Annotated in this window: 15 protein-coding genes; 2 read left to right on the forward strand and 13 right to left on the reverse strand. The window is 56.7% G+C overall.

Annotation, left to right across the window (positions count from 1 at the left end):
- Positions 1-13 precede the first annotated feature (13 nt).
- From ACUNV4_RS26735 to ACUNV4_RS26795, 13 genes are all read right to left on the reverse strand, one after another.
- On the reverse strand, positions 14-1,009 hold the full coding sequence (locus tag ACUNV4_RS26735; protein ID WP_430881719.1) for a hypothetical protein: 996 nt from the start codon (positions 1,007-1,009) through the stop codon (positions 14-16).
- Positions 1,010-1,077: 68 nt separating this feature from the next.
- Positions 1,078-1,941: an enoyl-CoA hydratase-related protein gene (locus tag ACUNV4_RS26740; RefSeq protein ID WP_430881720.1), complete on the reverse strand. Its 864-nt coding sequence runs from the start codon at positions 1,939-1,941 to the stop codon at positions 1,078-1,080.
- A gap of 26 nt (positions 1,942-1,967) precedes the next feature.
- Positions 1,968-3,248, reverse strand: a complete 1,281-nt coding sequence (locus ACUNV4_RS26745) for a CaiB/BaiF CoA transferase family protein (protein ID WP_430881721.1) — start codon at positions 3,246-3,248, stop codon at positions 1,968-1,970.
- Between the two features lie 242 nt (positions 3,249-3,490).
- Positions 3,491-4,123: an acrylate utilization transcriptional regulator AcuR gene (gene acuR, locus ACUNV4_RS26750; protein ID WP_430881722.1), complete on the reverse strand. Its 633-nt coding sequence runs from the start codon at positions 4,121-4,123 to the stop codon at positions 3,491-3,493.
- 218 nt (positions 4,124-4,341) lie between these two features.
- A complete protein-coding gene (locus tag ACUNV4_RS26755; RefSeq protein WP_430881723.1) occupies positions 4,342-4,806 on the reverse strand; it encodes an SRPBCC family protein in 465 nt (154 codons plus the stop codon).
- Between the two features lie 44 nt (positions 4,807-4,850).
- Positions 4,851-5,225, reverse strand: coding sequence for a YciI family protein (locus tag ACUNV4_RS26760; RefSeq protein ID WP_430881724.1), 375 nt, complete (start codon positions 5,223-5,225; stop codon positions 4,851-4,853).
- 20 nt (positions 5,226-5,245) lie between these two features.
- Positions 5,246-5,695, reverse strand: a complete 450-nt coding sequence (locus tag ACUNV4_RS26765) for a VOC family protein (RefSeq protein WP_430881725.1) — start codon at positions 5,693-5,695, stop codon at positions 5,246-5,248.
- A gap of 89 nt (positions 5,696-5,784) precedes the next feature.
- Positions 5,785-7,008: an RNA polymerase sigma factor gene (locus ACUNV4_RS26770; protein ID WP_430881726.1), complete on the reverse strand. Its 1,224-nt coding sequence runs from the start codon at positions 7,006-7,008 to the stop codon at positions 5,785-5,787.
- Positions 7,009-7,237: 229 nt separating this feature from the next.
- A complete protein-coding gene (gene treA, locus ACUNV4_RS26775) occupies positions 7,238-8,755 on the reverse strand; it encodes an alpha,alpha-trehalase TreA (RefSeq protein WP_430881727.1) in 1,518 nt (505 codons plus the stop codon).
- A gap of 115 nt (positions 8,756-8,870) precedes the next feature.
- Entirely contained in the window at positions 8,871-10,199 is a 1,329-nt protein-coding gene (locus tag ACUNV4_RS26780; protein ID WP_430881728.1) for a short-chain fatty acid transporter, read from the reverse strand.
- Positions 10,200-10,322: 123 nt separating this feature from the next.
- Positions 10,323-12,254, reverse strand: coding sequence for an acyl CoA:acetate/3-ketoacid CoA transferase (locus ACUNV4_RS26785; RefSeq protein ID WP_430881729.1), 1,932 nt, complete (start codon positions 12,252-12,254; stop codon positions 10,323-10,325).
- A gap of 44 nt (positions 12,255-12,298) precedes the next feature.
- A complete protein-coding gene (locus ACUNV4_RS26790) occupies positions 12,299-13,681 on the reverse strand; it encodes a GntP family permease (protein ID WP_430881730.1) in 1,383 nt (460 codons plus the stop codon).
- 114 nt (positions 13,682-13,795) lie between these two features.
- A complete protein-coding gene (locus tag ACUNV4_RS26795) occupies positions 13,796-14,749 on the reverse strand; it encodes a universal stress protein (protein ID WP_430881731.1) in 954 nt (317 codons plus the stop codon).
- Between the two features lie 558 nt (positions 14,750-15,307).
- Here ACUNV4_RS26795 and ACUNV4_RS26800 point away from each other — a divergent pair.
- Together ACUNV4_RS26800 and ACUNV4_RS26805 are read left to right on the forward strand one after the other, a co-directional pair.
- A complete protein-coding gene (locus ACUNV4_RS26800; RefSeq protein WP_430881732.1) occupies positions 15,308-15,667 on the forward strand; it encodes a phasin family protein in 360 nt (119 codons plus the stop codon).
- A gap of 411 nt (positions 15,668-16,078) precedes the next feature.
- Complete coding sequence (locus tag ACUNV4_RS26805; RefSeq protein ID WP_430881733.1) at positions 16,079-17,875, forward strand: PHA/PHB synthase family protein; 1,797 nt, start codon at positions 16,079-16,081, stop codon at positions 17,873-17,875.
- Positions 17,876-18,086: the final 211 nt, after the last annotated feature.

The following is an 18,086-nucleotide window of genomic DNA, read 5'->3' on the forward strand; positions in this document are numbered from 1 at the left end:
GGCAATCTGCCAATCATTTCCAGACAAGCTGGTAGGAAAGATCGTGCCCCGCCAGTGCCGAGTATCTGCGAACGGATTTCCTGGCCAGCGCGAGTGTTATCGATGCCGGTAACAGAGCCATGATTCGCCCGAGCAATGTGGGGTTTTCTCCCACGGGGGCTGTCTTCGCTTCGGGAAGTTCCAATGCTACCTGGGCCTGACGTTGACCGGCCTGATCAAGCAGCTGCGACAGCCGTTTGAACATCTGCAGCAAGGGATCTGACTGATGCGTGGACCAGTTTGCCGTGGGCATGAAATCGACAAAGTGCATCAAATGATAGTTCAGGTTGATCCAGAAATTGTCGGCGTCGATCCTGAGGGGCTCGTTATCGATCACGCGGAAACAATGCAAGGCGTCGAGATCGCCAAGGCGCTGTGTATTCTGCTCGAGCTCCTCGAGTAGATCCTTGTTGTACAGCAAACGCAGAATCGATGGAAACGCCTCCACCTGGAGGGATTCGAAGTCAGTCAGCAAGGCCTTGAGTTGCGGTATCTTTGCCGCATCCATGGCAAATGTATTGGTAGCCGTACCCAGAATCGAATGCAGCAGCGCCACATTCGGTGAATGCTCAGGGTAATGATGAGCTGCATAGTGATGACAGAACACGAGATGCTCGAGAAAGGTGCCATCAGCATGCTCCATACTGAAATCGCATTCCCTGACCATGAAGTCGATCAACTGCGGATTGATTGGTGGTGCAGGCCGAGCAGAGTCGAATTCGGCGTAAGCGGTCTCGATATCCGATGCGGCCACAGCGTCCCACTCCACCTCCCTGGCCAGTTTCTCGTCCATGAACTTGCGTGCAAGACCACCAAGGCCGCCGAATATCGTTCTGTTCATGTCGAAGTCCGACAGGCGGCGAACCCGAACCTGCCCGCCATGATCGAACGCACCACCACGTGTAATGGCGGCCTTGCGCTGCAGGTTCAGTGTGGCGTCCAGACTGGCATCGGTGGTGTTGTTGTTCATGATCTGGTCCACTTGCTCGCCACGTTTCGAAGAATGACAGAAAACAGGGATAATCCCTGCTTGTCAAGTCATCGATTGCGGAACACCGGTGCACGCTTGGCGATGAATGCCGCCATGCCCTCCTTCTGACCTTCGGTGGCAAAGGCTGCCTGAAACAGTCGACGTTCATGCAGCACACCTTCTGTCAGCGAAGTCTCGAAGGCGCGATTGACGGATTCCTTGGCCATGGCAACGGCAGGGGCATTCAGCCCCGCAATCTGGTGGGCAGCTTCGATGGCGGTTTGCAGGAGGTCACCGGCAGGTACCACGCGGGAAACGATGCCCGCTGACTTGGCTTCGTGTACGTCGATGGTCCGACCCGTCAGTATCAGATCCATTGCCAATGCCTTGCCAATGGATCTGGTCAGACGCTGAGTGCCTCCGATTCCCGGCAAGATGCCCAGTCTGATCTCGGGCAAACCGAACTGCGCATCCTCGGTTGCAATGATGAAATCACACAACATCGCCAATTCGAAACCGCCACCCAGGGCGAAGCCACTGACGGCGGCTATCACCGGTTTTCTGATGAATCGCATCTGATCCCAATCAGCGAAGATGTCCTTGCCGAGCAGGTCAACCAGCGTCTTTTCCGCCATCTCCTCGATATCGGCACCGGCGGCAAAGGCGCGTGGGCTTCCCGTGATCACGACGGCGCCAATTCGCTCATCGGCATCGAACTCACGCAAGGTGGCAACGACCTCGGACGCCAGCTGAATGCTCAGTGCATTGAGGCTCTTGGGTCGATTCAAGGTGATCAGACCGACTCCTTCACGACGCTCGACAAGGATGGTTTCCAGACTCTTTCGTCCGGTCGATACGGCGTTGTCCTTGCCGGTCTCGCTGGTGGGAGCCGCTGCGGTCTTGCCCTTGGATCGCGTACTTGTAGTGTTCATGTGTGTTTCTCCTGAATCGCTTGTGGTCAGACAGCTGCCCGGGTGGATACCCAGGGGTTGTCGTCAGTGTTCGTAGCTTCTGTCGGGTGAGGTGATTGATCGCCGCTACTGGGGTCATAGGTCTGTGCCCCTGCCATGAGCTCAGCGAGGATGGTTTCCCGGTGCTGGTTGAGAGCAGGTGCCCTTCTCGCCTCCTGCGGGTCGATATCCTGATAGGCTGCCAATTTGATCGGATTGCCTGCCGTACGAAACGGCTTTGCACCCTGGCCTTCAACCTTGACGATCATGTTGCGCGACAGCAGCTGCGGATGATTCAGCAGCCGATCTATCGTGTTGATGGCACCACAGGGAACCCCCGCGTCGTTCAATGCATCCAGCCAGTGCTGCATGGGTCTCATCGTCGTGATGGCCTCGATGGCTGCAACCATCTTCGGGCGATTGCGTACCCGCAGATCGTTTGTGGCGAAATCGGGATCCTGAACAAGCTCCGGCGCTCCCAGCGCGTCGGCCATCAACATGAACAGCTGATCGTTTCCTGCGGCAATCACGAAGCGCTCATCCTCGGCCATGAAGGTTTCGAACGGCGCCAGCGACGGATGACAATCGCCAGTACGAGTCGGCACCTTGCCTTCGACGTCATAGCGTGCCAGGGCCGTTTCCATCAGCGCAGCCTGACAATCGAGCATGCCGATATCCACCCGCTCGCCCTGGGCATTCTTCGTGCGTTTGTACAGCGCAGACACAATGCCGATGACACCGAACAGCGCCGCTCCCAGATCGCCGAAACTGGTGCCGACGCGAGCCGGGCGTTCTCCCGGCCAACCGGTCAGGCTCATGACGCCACCCATGGCTTGCACTACCATGTCATACCCTGGCAGGTCAGACATCGGCCCGGAATGCCCGAAGCCGGAAATGGAGGCATAGATCAGGTGTGGGTGAGTCTTGGCGAGCCGTTCATGGCCATAGCCGAGACGGTCCATCACTCCGGGCCTGAAATTCTCGACCAGTACGTCGGAGGTATCCAGCAAGCGCTCCAGTAGCTTGCGGTCGCGGGGCGACTTGATGTCCAGGACGATGCTTTCCTTGCCTCGGTTGAAGCACATGAAATACGCGCTTTCGGCATCGACAAATGGGGGAAACGCGCGCGTATCGTCACCGGTGCCGAACTTTTCGATCTTGATGACTCTGGCACCCAGATCCGCCAGGACCATCGTGCAATACGGTCCTGCCAGAACACGGGAGAAGTCCAGTACGGTGATGCCCGTCAGTGGTCCTCCAGTGAGTTTTTCAGATTCCGAGTTCTTCATTGTTCCGGTGTTCCATGTGGTGGGTGAGTGAGCAGAGGACTGGCGAATATCTGGCAATTCGCATCAGGCCAGAGGCTCTTTGGGGTTCTCTTCATGATTGTCGGGCTTGACTGTCGGCGCTGGAATGTTCTGAACCGTCGGCTTCAGCACCACGTTTGCCCATTGCTCTCAACGATCGTCTGTCAGTCAAAGGGAATTCTGTAAAACAATTAGACCGATCGTCTATTTAATTGTGACAAAATTCATGGCGAGATGCCTGCAATGAAATGCCGTGCAAAAAGTCTCAATGGCTTGTCGGACTGCTCGAGCTTGGCTCGCAACACAGCTCCCTCCCAGCCAATCCAGAAGTACTCGGCAGCTTCGTCGCAATCGATGTCGGAAGCAATCTCTCCCTGCTCCCTTGCCAGTTGGAAACAGGCTGACGTTCTGCTCTGCCAGTCCTGAAAAACCTGCGTCAGCTGAGTCCGGTATGGTGCTGGCAAGGCGCCCATTTCCTGACCCAGATTGCCAACCAGGCAGCCGCGAGAGAAGTGGTAACGTCTCATACCGTCTTCGGCATCCTGAAAGAAGTCTTGCAATCTTTCCAGAGGACTTCTTGATTCATTCAGCAGGATCCTGTCCAGCTTGGTGGAGAAATACCGGGCGTAATGCTCGATCAGCTCAGCACCGAAGGCCTCCTTGCTCTTGAAATAGTGATAGAACGAACCCTTGGGCACGTCGACACTGCGCAGGATTTCATCGATACCCGTCGCCGAGAACCCCTTTTCAGTCAACGCTGCCACGCCAGCCTTCAGCAGTGCCTGCCGAGTCTCGCTATGTCCCGCCTGCTCTTTCGGCGGCCTTCCGCGACGACGTTTCCGTACGGTGTTATCCATGCGTGGAACTCTGTATCAAGGCTGCTAACAAGAGGCAGGATTAATATAGACCGATCGTCTAATAAAATCAAGCGTCATGTGTCCTGCGGCAACGATTTACTGCTTGAGCGTCATTCACACCGACCATGGTGCGAAAGAGGAAACTCAACCGCGCTAGAATACGACACTCGTCCGGCCTGGTTTTCCATGTCCACCGGCCGTACGGTGGCAAACGATCTTCATGCCAGCTGCTGAGCCAGTTCGCCCAACTGCCGGATGCATAGCGTCCAGCCATCCCCGAACCCCATGTCCGCATGTTTCTGCCGGTCTTCATCATTCTGATGCAAGACGGTGGCGGTGTATTGTGTCCCTCCGGGGCGTTGTTCCATCGTGATGATGGCGGTGAATGGCATATCGTCCTTGTTGGGCCTCCAGCCTCCTTGCAACGCCGAAGTCCAGATGATGCGCTCATGCTTCACCACGTCGAGAAAGCAGGCCTCGCCACCAAATTCGCTACCGTCCTCCATGCGCATGGAGGTGTTGAAAGCTCCGCCCGGGTGAAGATTCAATTGGTGAACAGTTGTCTGGATGGGGGAAGGCGCCCACCACTTGGCCAGATGCTCAGGCTTCTCCCAGGCAAGCCATATCGCCTCGCAGGGGGCCTCGATGAAGTGTGAGACGGAAAGGTCCTTGTCATTGTCCATGGTGTTCTCTATTCCCCGTAGATACAGACGTTGAAGAAATCTGCTTATGCGCCAGGCATTGCAGCAGACCGGGCTAGGTCCGGCTGATCGAGTTGCAGTTCTCGAACCGGTCTGACCTCCACGCAACCATATCTGGCGGGTGGTATGCCGGCCGCAATCTGAATCGCTTCATTCAGGTCCTTGGCATCGATCAGATAGAAGCCGGCCAGCATGTCCCTGGTTTCTGCAAATGGTCCGTCGAAAACGTCCACCTCGCCCTGGCGGACACGCACTGTTGTGGCCGTGTGTGTCGGGTGCAGCGGTTCGGCTGCCAGCAGCCTCTGGCTTTGTGTGATCTGCTGGGCATAGTCAGCGCAGACATTATCGTTGCAGGCATTCCAGTTTTCGGCATCCAGATAGATGAGGCACAGGTATTTCATGAGTCACTCTCCCTCGAGTATCAGTCGAATTCGACGGCCTTGCCGTTGATTGCCCAACTCACACCGTACTGATCGGTCACCATGCCGAAGATCTCTGCCCAGAAAGTGGGCGCCAGGGGCATGGTGACTTGCCCGTCCTGCGATAGCGCGTTGAATATCTCGCCTGCCTGTTCATTGCTGTCGAATTGCAGGGCCATCATGACTCCGCTTATCCCTTCACTGGGCATACCGGGGGGCGTATCCCCAGCCATCAGCATGGCGCCGCCGGGCAGTTCGAGACAGGCATGCATGATGCCCTCGCCGCTCGGTGTCGTAGAACCCTCGCTGCCGGTGTCCGAAGAGTCCATTGCCGGGATATCGTCGTAGCTCAACATCGTGTTGATCCGGGCATTCAGTACATGTTCGTAGTAGGCGAATGCCTGTCGTGTGGTTCCATCAAAAGTCAGGTACGGCGTCAAGGTGGTGGGCATGAGCGTCTCCGGGTCGGGTTGCGTCAGATTGTCTTTTGCTTCAGAAAACAGTCGAATGAGACTGGCAGGTTTCGACAGTGGACACAAAATCATTTTTCGACGATCAGTTCCGAGAGGCGTTGTTGCAGAAAGCGGCGTTCCGGTTCATGCCGAATCAGTGATATCGCCTTGCGATAATGCTGGCAGGCCTCCTCGATACGGCCACAGCGCCGGCACAGATCGGCTGCGGCGGCGAAAGCGGCGTGGTAGCCCGGCAACTGCCCGAGCAAGGGTTCGATCAGGTCCATGCCCGCTGCAGGTCCATCACGCATGGCGATGGCGACGGCTCGATTCAGCGCAACCACCGGGCTGGGTTCGAAGTGCAGCAGCACATCGTAAATGCCGATGATCTGATTCCAGTCGGTCGTGGCCAGGCTGTCTGCTTCTCCATGCAGGGCGGCGATGGCAGCCTGCAATGAATAAGCCCCGAAGCCATGCTGCGACAGTGCTTCCTGAGCCAGAGCACTGCCCTCGGCGATCAGGGTGTGGTTCCATGCATTACGATCCTGATCCTCCAACGGCATCACGTCACCAGTCGCCGAGCGACGCGCTTCGCGCCGCGCGTCATGCAGAATGAGCAATGCCAGCAAGCCGGTCACTTCGGGTTCCGGCATCAGTTGTCTGAGCAGGCGCGCCAGACGAATGGATTCGTCAATCAGGATTGCATTGTGGCTGGCCTGGCCTTCATTGAAAACCAGATACACCACGCGCAGGACACTGGACAGACGTGCTGGCCGGAGTGCTTCACCTGGCACCTCGTACGGAATGCCGGCCGCCTTGATCTTGGCCTTTGCGCGAACAATGCGCTGAGCCAGCGTGGGGGTAGCCAGCAGGAAGGCGTCGGCGATGGCCTCGGTGGTCATGCCGCATACTTCGCGCAATGTAAGCGCGATTCTCGCTGACTGGGTCAGGCCTGGGTGGCAACAGGTGAATATCAGTCGTAGTCGATCGTCTTCGATTTCGCCAGCCTGCTCCATCCACTGCTCGACATCGAGTTCGTTGCCGGCCAGGGTCTCGACTGGCATTCCGGCGTCCTCCCAGGCCAACAGTCGGCGGTCTCGACGTATTCGATCGATGCCCTTGAAGCGACCGGTTGACACCAGCCAGGCGGCTGGATTTGCAGGCACACCCTGCGTTGGCCATTGTTCTGCCGCCACCGTGAAGGCGTCGTGCAAGGCTTCCTCGGCAACGTCGAAGCTACCCAACAGGCGCACCAGCGTCGAAAATATGCGCCGACTTTCATCCCGGTACAGATCGTGAAGCAATTCGTCCATGTGAATCAGAATACAGGTTTCGACCAGGAATCAGGTCTATCGGAGGACGGTTTTGCCGTGTGCATCTGTGGCGACGTCAGCCAGATGTCCGGTCGCAAATGCCAATGCACAGCTGCCAATGCACGGATGTCCATTCGCCGATGTACATTCGCAAATGCAGCATGCACAGTTGCCGCATGCACAGATGCCTATTCGCAGATGCCGGTCAGCCTGTGCCCCTTTGAAGCAGTCAGTTGCCGAGTTCGCCGAGTTCTCCCAGCAGGCACAACAACACCGCATTGGTCCAGCCGAAACCATCCTGTACCTCGTACTCACCACCGCCGGCCAGGACGCCCGGTTGCTCGACGTTGTACTTCTCTACCAATGCTCCCGTGGATTGATAGATCTTCAGATTGTTGTCCATCCAGCGGCGCGCACCGGTCTGTGCCTCCTCCGAGTATCCATAGTGGCTCAGCCCCCGATACACGATCCATTGCAGTGGCGCCCAGCCGTTGGGTGAATCCCACTGCTGGCCGGTATCGACCAGTGTCGTGACCCAGCCACCGGCCTTGAGGTAGCGGGCATGGATGTGCGAAGCCACGGCGGCGGCTTGTTCAGGCGATGCCAGCTCGAAGAACAAGGGGTACGCCCCGGCGAGCGACAAGCCGGGTTTGCAATGCAGCTCCGGTAGTGACAGGTCGGCAAAGAAACCGGCATCAGCGTCGAAGAACAGGGTCTGAATGGCCTGTTTTCTCGTGGCGGCCCGGTTTTCGTAAAAACGCTGCTGAACACCGTCGCCGGCCTGCTGACAGGCGGTTGCCAACACTGTCTCCAGTTTGTACATCAGGCAGTTCAGATCCACGGGGACCACCTCGGTGGTCTGTATGGTGTCCATGTTCATGCCATCCGCGAACCACCGAGAGCTGTAATCCCAGCCCGACTCTGCCCCGGCTCGAATGTCGCGATACATTTCTGCCGCTGCCTGCGGATCCTCAGGTGCCAGCTCCCTGTCCTCCGCATGGCTTTCCTGACGTGGCGAACAGGCGTCATCCCAGTAGCGATTAAGATAACCGTCCCCTGCCAATACGACCCGTCGGCATGTCGGGTTGGTCCTGTCCAGCGTTTCGGCACCGCTCATCCAGAATTCGTACTCGCGCCGCAACTGTGGCAGATACCGGGTATGAACATCCGACTCGTCAAGGTTCCGGGCCAGCAGTTCCACCATGAGGGCAAAGAACGGTGGCTGTGAACGTGTGCAGTAGTAACTGCGATTGCCGTTGGGAATGAATCCGACCTGATCGATCAACCAGGCGAAGTTGGCTACCATGTTCTCGATCATGTCGAGCCGCCCCGATTCGGCCAAACCCAGCATGGTGAAGTAGCTGTCCCAGTAGTAGACTTCCCGAAAACGGCCGCCGGGTACGATGTAGGGTCTGGGTAGTGCCAGCAAGGAATCATGCGGTTGCACGTCATCCTGCGCCCGGGTCAGAATATCCCAGAGCTGCTCGATATGCTCGCGCACCGGTATGCGACCATCGGAATGCAGGCGTCTGTCATCGCTTTCGGGCAGCGTGAAATGCAACTCCACGAATTGCCGAAGATCGAATTCCGGCTGATGCTGTTGCCTGAGGTATTCGGCGACAATGTTTGCGGGCTCGACCTTGGGGATGGCATCGACAAAGGTCTTGGAGTCGCCCAGTATCTGGCTGTCCTGCACCGCTTGAAACAACGGCGAATACAGCTTGTCGGGTGTGTCGTTTCGACTCATGTGTGCCTCACCGGCCGCTCCTTGCCAGCGAGCTGGCGACGGCCATCGGGTTACGGTGATTGACCCACCACCGTTCGGTGGGCCAATCAGGATGATGCATTCCGGTATCGTGAATCTACAACACCAGCATCGCCAGGCCCACGACAGCGCCTGTCCACAGCAGGGCCACGACGCAGTAGCCCATGATATCGCGGATGCCCAGGCCGGCAATGGCAAGCAGAGGCAATGCCCAGAACGGTTGAATCATGTTGGTCCAGGCATCGCCCCAGGCCACTGCCATGGTTGCCTTGCTCAGTGGCACACCCAGCGCTTCCGCTGCCGGCAATACGATTGGCGCCTGAACGGCCCATTGGCCGCCACCGGAGGGCACGAAGAAATTCACGATACCGGCACTGAGAAACGTCAGCAGCGGGAAGGTGGTGGGATTGGAAATTTCCACGAACCACAGGGAAATGGATGCGGCCAGACCAGAGCCGACCATCATGCCCATGATGCCGGCATACATCGGGAATTGCAGTACGATGCCGCCGGTTGTCTTGATCGCCTCATTCAGGGCGCGCAGATAGTTGGCCGGTGTCCAGTGCAACAGAATTCCGGCAAACAGGAACAGGAAGTTCACGCTGTTCAAACCCAGCGTGCCACCGTTGGCAAAGTAATTGAACAGATAGCCACCCCCCATGAGGGCAAGCAGGACTGGCACGACTGGACTGTGTTCGATCCTTTCGGCCGGCGTCATGTCGGCTCGATTGATGATCCTTGTCTCTTCAGCTTCCTTGAGCTTCTCCGGGTCGACTTCGAGGACCTCATCGCTCTTCGGAATCATTCGCCGATTCAGTACAGGCAGCGTCACGAACAGAATCAGTGTCACCAGCAGCACCTGCCAGCTGAAAATCGTCTCTGTTACCGAGATGGCCTGGCCGCCGGTCAATTGAGACAGTGCATCATCGCCGGGTGAAGCCACTTTCAAGGGGATCGAGGCTGACAGGCCGGCATGCCAGACCAGAAAGCCCGTGTAGGCGGACGCTACCAGCAAGGGGTAATGGATGCCACGGATGCGCGTTGCCAGTTCCTTGGCCATCAGGGCGCCAACGATCAGGCCAAAGCCCCAGTTGATCCAGCACGCCGCCAGCGCAACCACGGTGACCAGAACAACGGCCTGTCCCGGGTTCTTCGCCAGACCCGCTATGGCTGCCAGTCCCTTGCGCACGGGCTTGCTCATGGCAAGTACGTACCCGGTCACGAGGATCAATACCATCTGCATGGCAAAGGCAAGCAGGCTCCAGAATCCATCACCCCAGTAGCCGACCATTTCCACCGGGCTTTTGTCCTGGCCGAATATGCCACCAACGAAGACGATGAACGTGATGAAGGCGGCGAAGAGAAATGCATCCGGTAGCCATCGGCGTACTATTTTCGTGAAGAAGCTGGCTAACGCTTGAATCATCGGTTTGTCTCGTTATCAATGAATGGTCGAATCTGCCAATGGGCAGCTGTTCTGAATGGCGGGCCATGGTCAGGCCTGCAGGACTCGCAATGATCTCACGAGTCGACCCTGCTTGTATTGTCTTTACAGCGCTCCGTCGCGCAACGCAGCTTCCGCGGCGCGCTCGCTGTCGAAGATGGTGACGCGACGACGACGCTCCAGTGTCTGGCCCAGCTTGCGGCGCAGAAAGGCCGATGTCGAATATCGAGTCACTTGCTTGTACAGGCGATCTTCGAGGTCATCCACCATGTCTGACCAGGCATGGGTCAGGTCGTCATCGATCTGCGTCTGATCATAATTGACCACCACGTCGACCTTGCGTCCCAGTGGTGCCAGCACGTTCTCGACGCGGGTCTTTATCTCCTCCATATCGGCCACGTTGCGAATGTTCATCTTGGCCAGATTGATGAAGAGGATGTCGCGGTCCACATCGAACTGGATGCGTTGTGCCATTCCCAGGGTCAGAAGTTCATCTCGCAGTCCCATGGGTGCGTCGATGAAGATGCGTGGATCCATCTGGGTGATATCGCCGATGTGCGGCGTGAACCCCATATGAGCCAGAACGTCGCGTTCGATGTCGATGCCGGGCGCGATTTCGATCAGGCTGATGCCTTCGTGATCCAGCCGCAGCACGCAGCGCTCGGTCACGTACAGTACCGGTCGCCCGAGGCGCTGTGCGCGGCTGCCGGAGAAGGTGATCTGTTCAACCGCTGTATCGAATTTACGGGCTCGCCCTTCGGTGACAATCTGCAGGGCTCCGTCGGTGATTCTGATGTCGAGACCACTGGCGGTGAACGACCCGGTGAACACCAGATGGCGGGCATTCTGACTGATGTTGATGAAGCCGCCGGCGCCGGCCAGCCTGGGGCCGAAGCGTGAGACATTGACATTGCCGGCCGAATCGACTTCGGCCATGCCCAGACAAGCCATGTCCAGCCCTCCGCCGTCATAGAAATCGAACTGGCTGCCTTGCGCAATGATGGCCTCGGTATTCACGGCGGCACCAAAATCCAGACCTGATGCCGGCTGACCACCGATGATGCCAGGCTCTGCAGTCAACGTGACATGGTGCAGCAGACCTTCCTCGGCTGCCACACAGGATACGCCTTCAGGCATGCCGATTCCCAGATTGACCACGCCACCAATCGGTAACTCGAATGCGGCACGTCGTGCGATGATCTTGCGTAGTGTCAGTGGGGTTGGAGCCGCCTTGCCCTCCGGCTCTCTGTACCGGCCGGTATAGTAGCGGTTGTATTGCGTTGCATAGGTTTGCGGATGCAATTCCGGTGGAGCGACGACCACCGCGTCGACCAGAACACCCGGGATGATGACGTCGCGTGCCGGCAGAGTACCCTTTGCGACAAGCTGGTCTACCTGCACGATGACAACCCCACCCGAGTTGCGCGCTGCCATGGCCTGCGCCAGATTGTCGAGAATGAGGGCTTCACGTTCCATCGTGATATTGCCGTATTCGTCGGCGGTTGAGCCCCGCAGTAGCGCCACATGTATCGGCATGGCGTGATAGAACAGGCGTTCAACGCCACCAATGGTGATCAGTTCGACCAGATCCGGAGAGGAGTTGCCTGTCACCCGGCCGCCGTTCTGACGAGGATCAACGAAGGTCTCCAGACCCACATGGCTGATGGTGCCGGGTTTGCCGGCCGCGATGTCGCGATAGAGGTGCGAGATGATGCCCTGGGGAAAATTGTATCCTTCTATTTCCCCACTCACTGCCCGCGCGGCCAGCTTTGGTATCAGTCCCCAGTGCCCACCGATGACTCTGCTGACAAGCCCGGGTGCCGCCAGTCGGTTCAGGCCGCGCTCCTTGCCATCGCCCTGCCCGGCAGCGAACACCAGGGTAAGGTCGCGTGGGTGCGATTCATCCTCGTAACGGTCGGCCAGTGCCTTGAGCAAGGCATCCGGCACACCGGCCCCGACGAAGCCCGAGGTGGTTACCGTGTCCCCGGAGTGAATCAGCGCCGCGGCATCGCGCTGCGAAACAACCTTGTTCTGCATGGCCTTCTCTCGATGGTGTGTTCTACACGTGCATTACACCTGTATTACACCATCGAGCCAAGCACTATTACAGTAACCGTTGCCACGACCGGAATGGCGACCGCGCAGATGAAGATATCGGCATAGCTTTGCTTGTGTGTCAAACCGCAGATGCCCAACAGCGTGATGACCGCGCCATTGTGTGGCAAGGCGTCAAAACCACCGGAGGACAGCGCCGTTACCCGGTGCATCAATCCCATGCTGATTCCCTGTGCATTGCCCATGTCGGCAAACTGCTCACCCAGGGCGCTCAATGCGATGGACATGCCGCCGGAGGCGGACCCGGTGATACCGGCCAGTACATTGACTGCTACCGCCAATGAGGCCAGCGGGTTGTCGGGGAACAGATCCAGTACGACGTCACGTACGATCAGAAAGGCAGGCAGAGCGGCGATGACCGCCCCGTAGCCGACCTCGGACGCTGTATTGAAGATCGGCAGCAACGAGCCCATCGTGCCCTGATTGATACTGTCCTTGACATCCTCGAAGCGTTTCCAGTTGGTCGCGATGACCAGCAGGATCGAGCTTACCAGGGCGACGATGATGGCCCAGATACCGGCAACGGACTTCAGCGAGGTGGCGCCGTATTTATCTTCCGCCAGATAGCCTGCATCCATGCGGGGAAAGACCAGGTAAGTGAGCATCGCATTCAGGGCAATGACCATGACGACTGGGGCAATTGCCAGTGCGAACCCCGGCAACTGCACATCGTCGGGCAATGCGGCATCGGCTGCCATGGCCTTGTGCGTGCCATAGCCTTCATTACGTGCCTTGGCAGCTGCCGAGCGTCTGTTCAGCCACAGGATTCCGCCCAACAACATGATCAGTCCGGCCAGTGTGCCAAGTACTGGAGCGGCAAAGGCATTGGTTCCGAAGTACGGCATCGGAATGGCATTCTGGATGGCCGGGGTGCCCGGAAATGCCGTCATGGTGAACGTGAATGAGCCGAGTGCTATGGCCGCTGGCAGCAGGCGTTTGGGAATATCGGCCTGTCGAAACAGTGCATTGGCAATCGGATAGATGGCAAAGGCGACGACGAACAGGGAGACACCACCGAAGGTCAGGACCCCACAGGCGAGAACCACGGCCGTTATGGCGCGGTGAGCCCCTACCCTGTCGACAATGCGTTCGGCAATGACTCTGGCAGAACCGCTGTCGGCCATGACCTTGCCAAAGATGGCACCGAGCAGAAACAACGGAAAATACAGAATGACATAGCCGCCCAGTGCCTTCATGAACACCTGGGTGTAGGTGGCGAGAACCGGTAGATCGCCACTCATCAACACCGCGAGCAGCGCCAGTATCGGAGCCAGTACCAGAACATTGATACCCTTGTAGGCGAGGTACATCAACAACCCGAGAGACAGGAATATTCCGATCAGTCCCATTGCACTTTCCCTGTATTACCGCTGAATTCGCGAATTATTGCACGAGCTCTATGGGTGTGGAGACCCGCATTGCAGTATATGCAGGCCAAGCAGTCGTGCTACGAAAGACAGGCTTCACGGAGTTTTCTGCCGATGACCCTGGGTCGAATTGTCCATGGCCGAATCCGTGATGGAAGTGTCCTGTGCCTCTGCCGCCTGCTTCGTGACAACACGTGGGGGTATCGCCAGCACATCAACAGGCGAAAATTGCAGAACCTGCTCGGTTACGCTGCCCATGATCAGTCTCTCGATTATATTCCTGCCCTGAGTGGACATCACGATCAGGTCCGACTTCAGATCCTTTGCGGTTGTCAGTATTTCATGCGCAATGGATGCCTCATCATGCCGCACGATTCGTTCAGGTCTTTTGCCGCCGATTGTTGCCGTGTGTCTTGCCAGTTTGCGCTGGGCGTCGATGCGCAGATCATGCAGATAGGCATTCTGGCTCTCCCTTGACAGGGTGTCAGACATTGTGAGGCGTAATGCGGGTGCATCGAAGACATGCACGATCGCGATGTCGTCACTATTCACGAGGCCTGTCTGCAAGCGTTCGAAGTGCAGCAGCGCTGCACGCGCGTTTTCCGACAAGTCTGTGGTCAGCAGGGTTTGCTTGTACGGGGCAGTTGGTGGACCATTGACCATGAGTACTGGACAGGCCGCTGCACGGATCGAGCGTTCCGCCGTCGTTCCAACGAATGCATCTCTGAGTATCTGTCGACGATGCGGGCCGAGTATCAACAGGTCGGGACCGATGTCACGCACCGCCTCAGTTATCCCGACAAACGGATCAGCCTGAATGATTCCGGTGCTGCAGGAGACACCATCGACATTCTCCAGTGTCTGCGCCAGTTCATCAAGAAGCGCTTTGGCGTCAGCGGTATCGTGGTCAACGATACGACGCGGTCGGTCATCATCAACGACATGGAGCAGATGAATACGAGAGCCACTCCCACGAGCCAGCAATACGGCGCGACGCAAGGCACGGTCTGAACGTTCTGAAAAATCAGTAGCCAGCAAGATTGACTGCATCTCGATTCTCATCTGAGTCAACGGATACGATATTCGAGCACAATTGTGCATTGTTTGAGTTGATCAGTATCAATCGCGATGCGGGTATCCATCGGATTGCGTGCGGATATTCATGCTCAACTGGCAACCGCGCCACAATCGGTATGCTTCGACAGGGCGTCGGGTCGCCCTGCTCGGCTCTCTGATTCTCTTCAACAGCAAATTTGCGCCGCAACAAATATCGGTGGTGAAAGCACTGCATGTCGAATAATGCAGGCTTTGATCGAAGTCATGGTGATTACATGAGATTGATATCATTGAAGATATTTCGATATTCGAAAACTTTCGAGAATTGTCTTCAAAACATGTTGCAATGCAAAAAAATTGTCTCTATATTGGTGTGTATCAAGACGAGAGATTGTCGTCTACATCCAGGCAGGGGTGCATCATGCAAGACGTTGCAAACAACGGCAGCGTCTGTAGTTACACGCACGGTTCATCGCTGTGGGTCCAGGGCTTCGATGAACCTGTGTCATCGGGCCATCTTGTAAATATTGTCAACCGCACGTGGAGACACACATGAAACCAGTAAACGAACAACTTGCAGAGATGCAGAAAAAGACTCTCGAAAGCCTCGAGCCAATGCAGAACATGAATGCTGTTGCTGCAGACGCCTTCGAGCGCATTGCTCGAAAGAACTACGACCTGATGGGCGATCTGGTTGACTACGCTGTCAGCCAGGTCAAAGCACCTGCCAGCACCACAAATCCTCAGGAAATATACGAACAGCGTATGGCCGAGACCAAGGCATTCGCTGAAAAAGTGAACGCTCGTGCTGCTGAATACGTTGCACTTGCCGGCGAGTTGGGTGAAAAAGCCAAGTCAGAAGCCACTGCTGCTACTGCACCAAAAGCAAAAGCAAAATCGACCAAGGCTTGATCGATTGACGAAGCAGTCAGGCCGGCGCTTGCCGAAACTCCGGCTGCTCCTCGACTGATGGTCACGGAGCGGTCAGACCGGCTATCACCGATGCTCTGGCCGTTCTTTTTTCGGTATTCACGGAACGCTCAGGCCGACTATCTCCGATGCTCTGACCTTTCAGATTCCGTAAATTGCGGAGCCGTAGATCGGCAACTGCCGAGTTGCCATGATGTCTCCATCTGCATGCCCGACAGCACGACAGCCGGGGTTGCTCGAAGAAGTCAGAGCCTGCTTCGCAATGTTGCTGTCAGAATCTTCAAATGCCGGTTTTTTGCGGGGCAGCGCTGGCAATGATGCAATACCTGCCCTTGCTGTTTCATGAAATCGACGAAACAGTACCAGCAAGTCGTAACGACACAGAGAAAAACAGTGAACGCTAAAAAAGACGTGAAGAATGACCACATGGAAGAGATGACTCGCTCGTTAGTCGATACCTGGCAGAAAAGTGCGGACATGATGAGCGATCTGATGAGCCAGTCTCAGCAGATGATGACAAGTCCCTACCAGCCGATGAAAAGCCTGGATCCGATGAATATCGGCCCGGCATTCAAGAGCGCTGCCAGAATCATGGCCGGTGACCCGATGAAGCTCATGCAAGACAATTATCAGCTCTGGAAAGAGCATGTCGAGCTGATGCAACAAATCATGTTGAAACACGACATGAACCCGGATGGCGCTACTGGCAAGCATCACGACCGTCGATTCAAGCATGAGGATTGGACGAACAACCCCATGTTCGACTATATCCGTCGGTCCTACCTGCTGACATCCAACCGTCTGGTTGAAATCATGACCTCGGTAGAAGGCATCAGCGAAGAAGACAGGAAGAAGCTCATTTTCCATTCGAAATTGCTGGCAGATGCGTTTTCCCCGTCCAACTTCCTGATGACGAATCCTGAAGCGATTCGCACCATGATCGAGACTGGTGGTCAAAGCATTCTCAAGGGCATGCAGAATCTGCAGCGTGATCTTGACCCCAAGACCAGTCAGCTCAGCATCATGATGAGTGATCCTGACGCCTTCACACTGGGCGAGAATATTGCGACGACGCCTGGCAAGGTGGTCTACCAGAACGATCTGGTGCAATTGATCCAGTACGAACCTACCACTGCCAAGGTACATCAGCGACCGCTGGTCATCGCCCCACCCTGGATAAACAAGTATTACATCCTCGACCTGCAGCCCAGGAACTCGTTCATCGCCTGGGCGGTTGAGCAGGGCTATACGGTATTCGTCATCTCGTGGGTGAATCCGGATGCGAAGCTGGGCGAAAAGAAATTCGAGGACTACATGCAGGAAGGCATTCTGGATGTGCTGGATGCCGTGGAAGCCGCTACCGGTGAGCGCGAAGTGTCCATGATCGGCTACTGCATTGGCGGAACCCTGCTCAGCGCAACACTGGCCTACATGTCGGAGACTGGAGACGATCGCATCAAGGCTGCTACCTTCTTTGCATCACAGGCTGACTTTTCCGAAGCCGGCGATCTGAAATTGTTCACTGACACGGCGCAGGTCGACAATCTTGAACGCATGATGGAGAAGAAAGGCTATCTGGATGGCAGTGCCATGGCTACCACTTTCAATCTGTTGCGCGCCAATGATCTCATCTGGTCTTTCTACGTGGACAATTATCTGCTTGGCAAGGATCCGATGAAGTTCGATCTGCTGTACTGGAATGCCGATTCGACGCGCATGCCCAAGCAGACGCACCTGTTCTATCTGCGTGAGATGTACATCAACAACAACCTGGCAAAGCCAGGTGGCATCACGCTCAAAGGTGTTCCCATCGATCTGTCCAAGATCACCATTCCCATCTATCTGCAGGCGGCGAAGGAAGACCATATTGCGCCCTACCCGTCAGTCTTCAAGTCTACGGGGCTGTACTCGGGGCCTGTGAGATTCATGCTGGCAGGCTCAGGGCATATCGCCGGGGTGATCAACCCACCGGCTGCTGACAAATACAACTACTGGATCAACGAAGATCAGCCAAAGGATCTGGAAGAGTGGCTCGATGGTGCCGAAGAATTTCCCGGTTCCTGGTGGACCGACTGGGACAAGTGGTTGGCACCCCTGTCCGGAAAGCAGGTTGCCAAGCGAGTACCCGGTTCAGGGAAACTCGATGTAATCGAGTCGGCCCCCGGGTCGTTCGTATCGATAAAGAGCTGAGCTGACTCCGAGCCGGTAGCGTACGATACTGGCTCGGATCGACTGACCTTCCACAGAAAGCCCCGTCCCTGAACGGGGCTTTCTGCATTCCGAGCTACTTGTCCTTGCGCTGCAACTAGCTGACGACTTGCGGTTGCATGTCTGCAGCGTCAATACCGGCAACACTCACAGGCTTCTTCATCGCATCGCGGCGGAAGGGCTCGCCCAGTTC

It is taken from the genome of Granulosicoccus sp. 3-233, from assembly GCF_052681095.1.

Coding starts and splice junctions, on each gene's coding strand:
- ACUNV4_RS26735 (WP_430881719.1), bottom strand. CDS start 1,009: ATGAACAACAACACCACCGATGCCAGTCTGGACGCCACACTGAACCTG.
- ACUNV4_RS26740 (WP_430881720.1), bottom strand. CDS start 1,941: ATGAACACTACAAGTACGCGATCCAAGGGCAAGACCGCAGCGGCTCCC.
- ACUNV4_RS26745 (WP_430881721.1), bottom strand. CDS start 3,248: ATGAAGAACTCGGAATCTGAAAAACTCACTGGAGGACCACTGACGGGC.
- acuR (WP_430881722.1), bottom strand. CDS start 4,123: ATGGATAACACCGTACGGAAACGTCGTCGCGGAAGGCCGCCGAAAGAG.
- ACUNV4_RS26755 (WP_430881723.1), bottom strand. CDS start 4,806: ATGGACAATGACAAGGACCTTTCCGTCTCACACTTCATCGAGGCCCCC.
- ACUNV4_RS26760 (WP_430881724.1), bottom strand. CDS start 5,225: ATGAAATACCTGTGCCTCATCTATCTGGATGCCGAAAACTGGAATGCC.
- ACUNV4_RS26765 (WP_430881725.1), bottom strand. CDS start 5,695: ATGCCCACCACCTTGACGCCGTACCTGACTTTTGATGGAACCACACGA.
- ACUNV4_RS26770 (WP_430881726.1), bottom strand. CDS start 7,008: ATGGACGAATTGCTTCACGATCTGTACCGGGATGAAAGTCGGCGCATA.
- treA (WP_430881727.1), bottom strand. CDS start 8,755: ATGAGTCGAAACGACACACCCGACAAGCTGTATTCGCCGTTGTTTCAA.
- ACUNV4_RS26780 (WP_430881728.1), bottom strand. CDS start 10,199: ATGATTCAAGCGTTAGCCAGCTTCTTCACGAAAATAGTACGCCGATGG.
- ACUNV4_RS26785 (WP_430881729.1), bottom strand. CDS start 12,254: ATGCAGAACAAGGTTGTTTCGCAGCGCGATGCCGCGGCGCTGATTCAC.
- ACUNV4_RS26790 (WP_430881730.1), bottom strand. CDS start 13,681: ATGGGACTGATCGGAATATTCCTGTCTCTCGGGTTGTTGATGTACCTC.
- ACUNV4_RS26795 (WP_430881731.1), bottom strand. CDS start 14,749: ATGCAGTCAATCTTGCTGGCTACTGATTTTTCAGAACGTTCAGACCGT.
- ACUNV4_RS26800 (WP_430881732.1), top strand. CDS start 15,308: ATGAAACCAGTAAACGAACAACTTGCAGAGATGCAGAAAAAGACTCTC.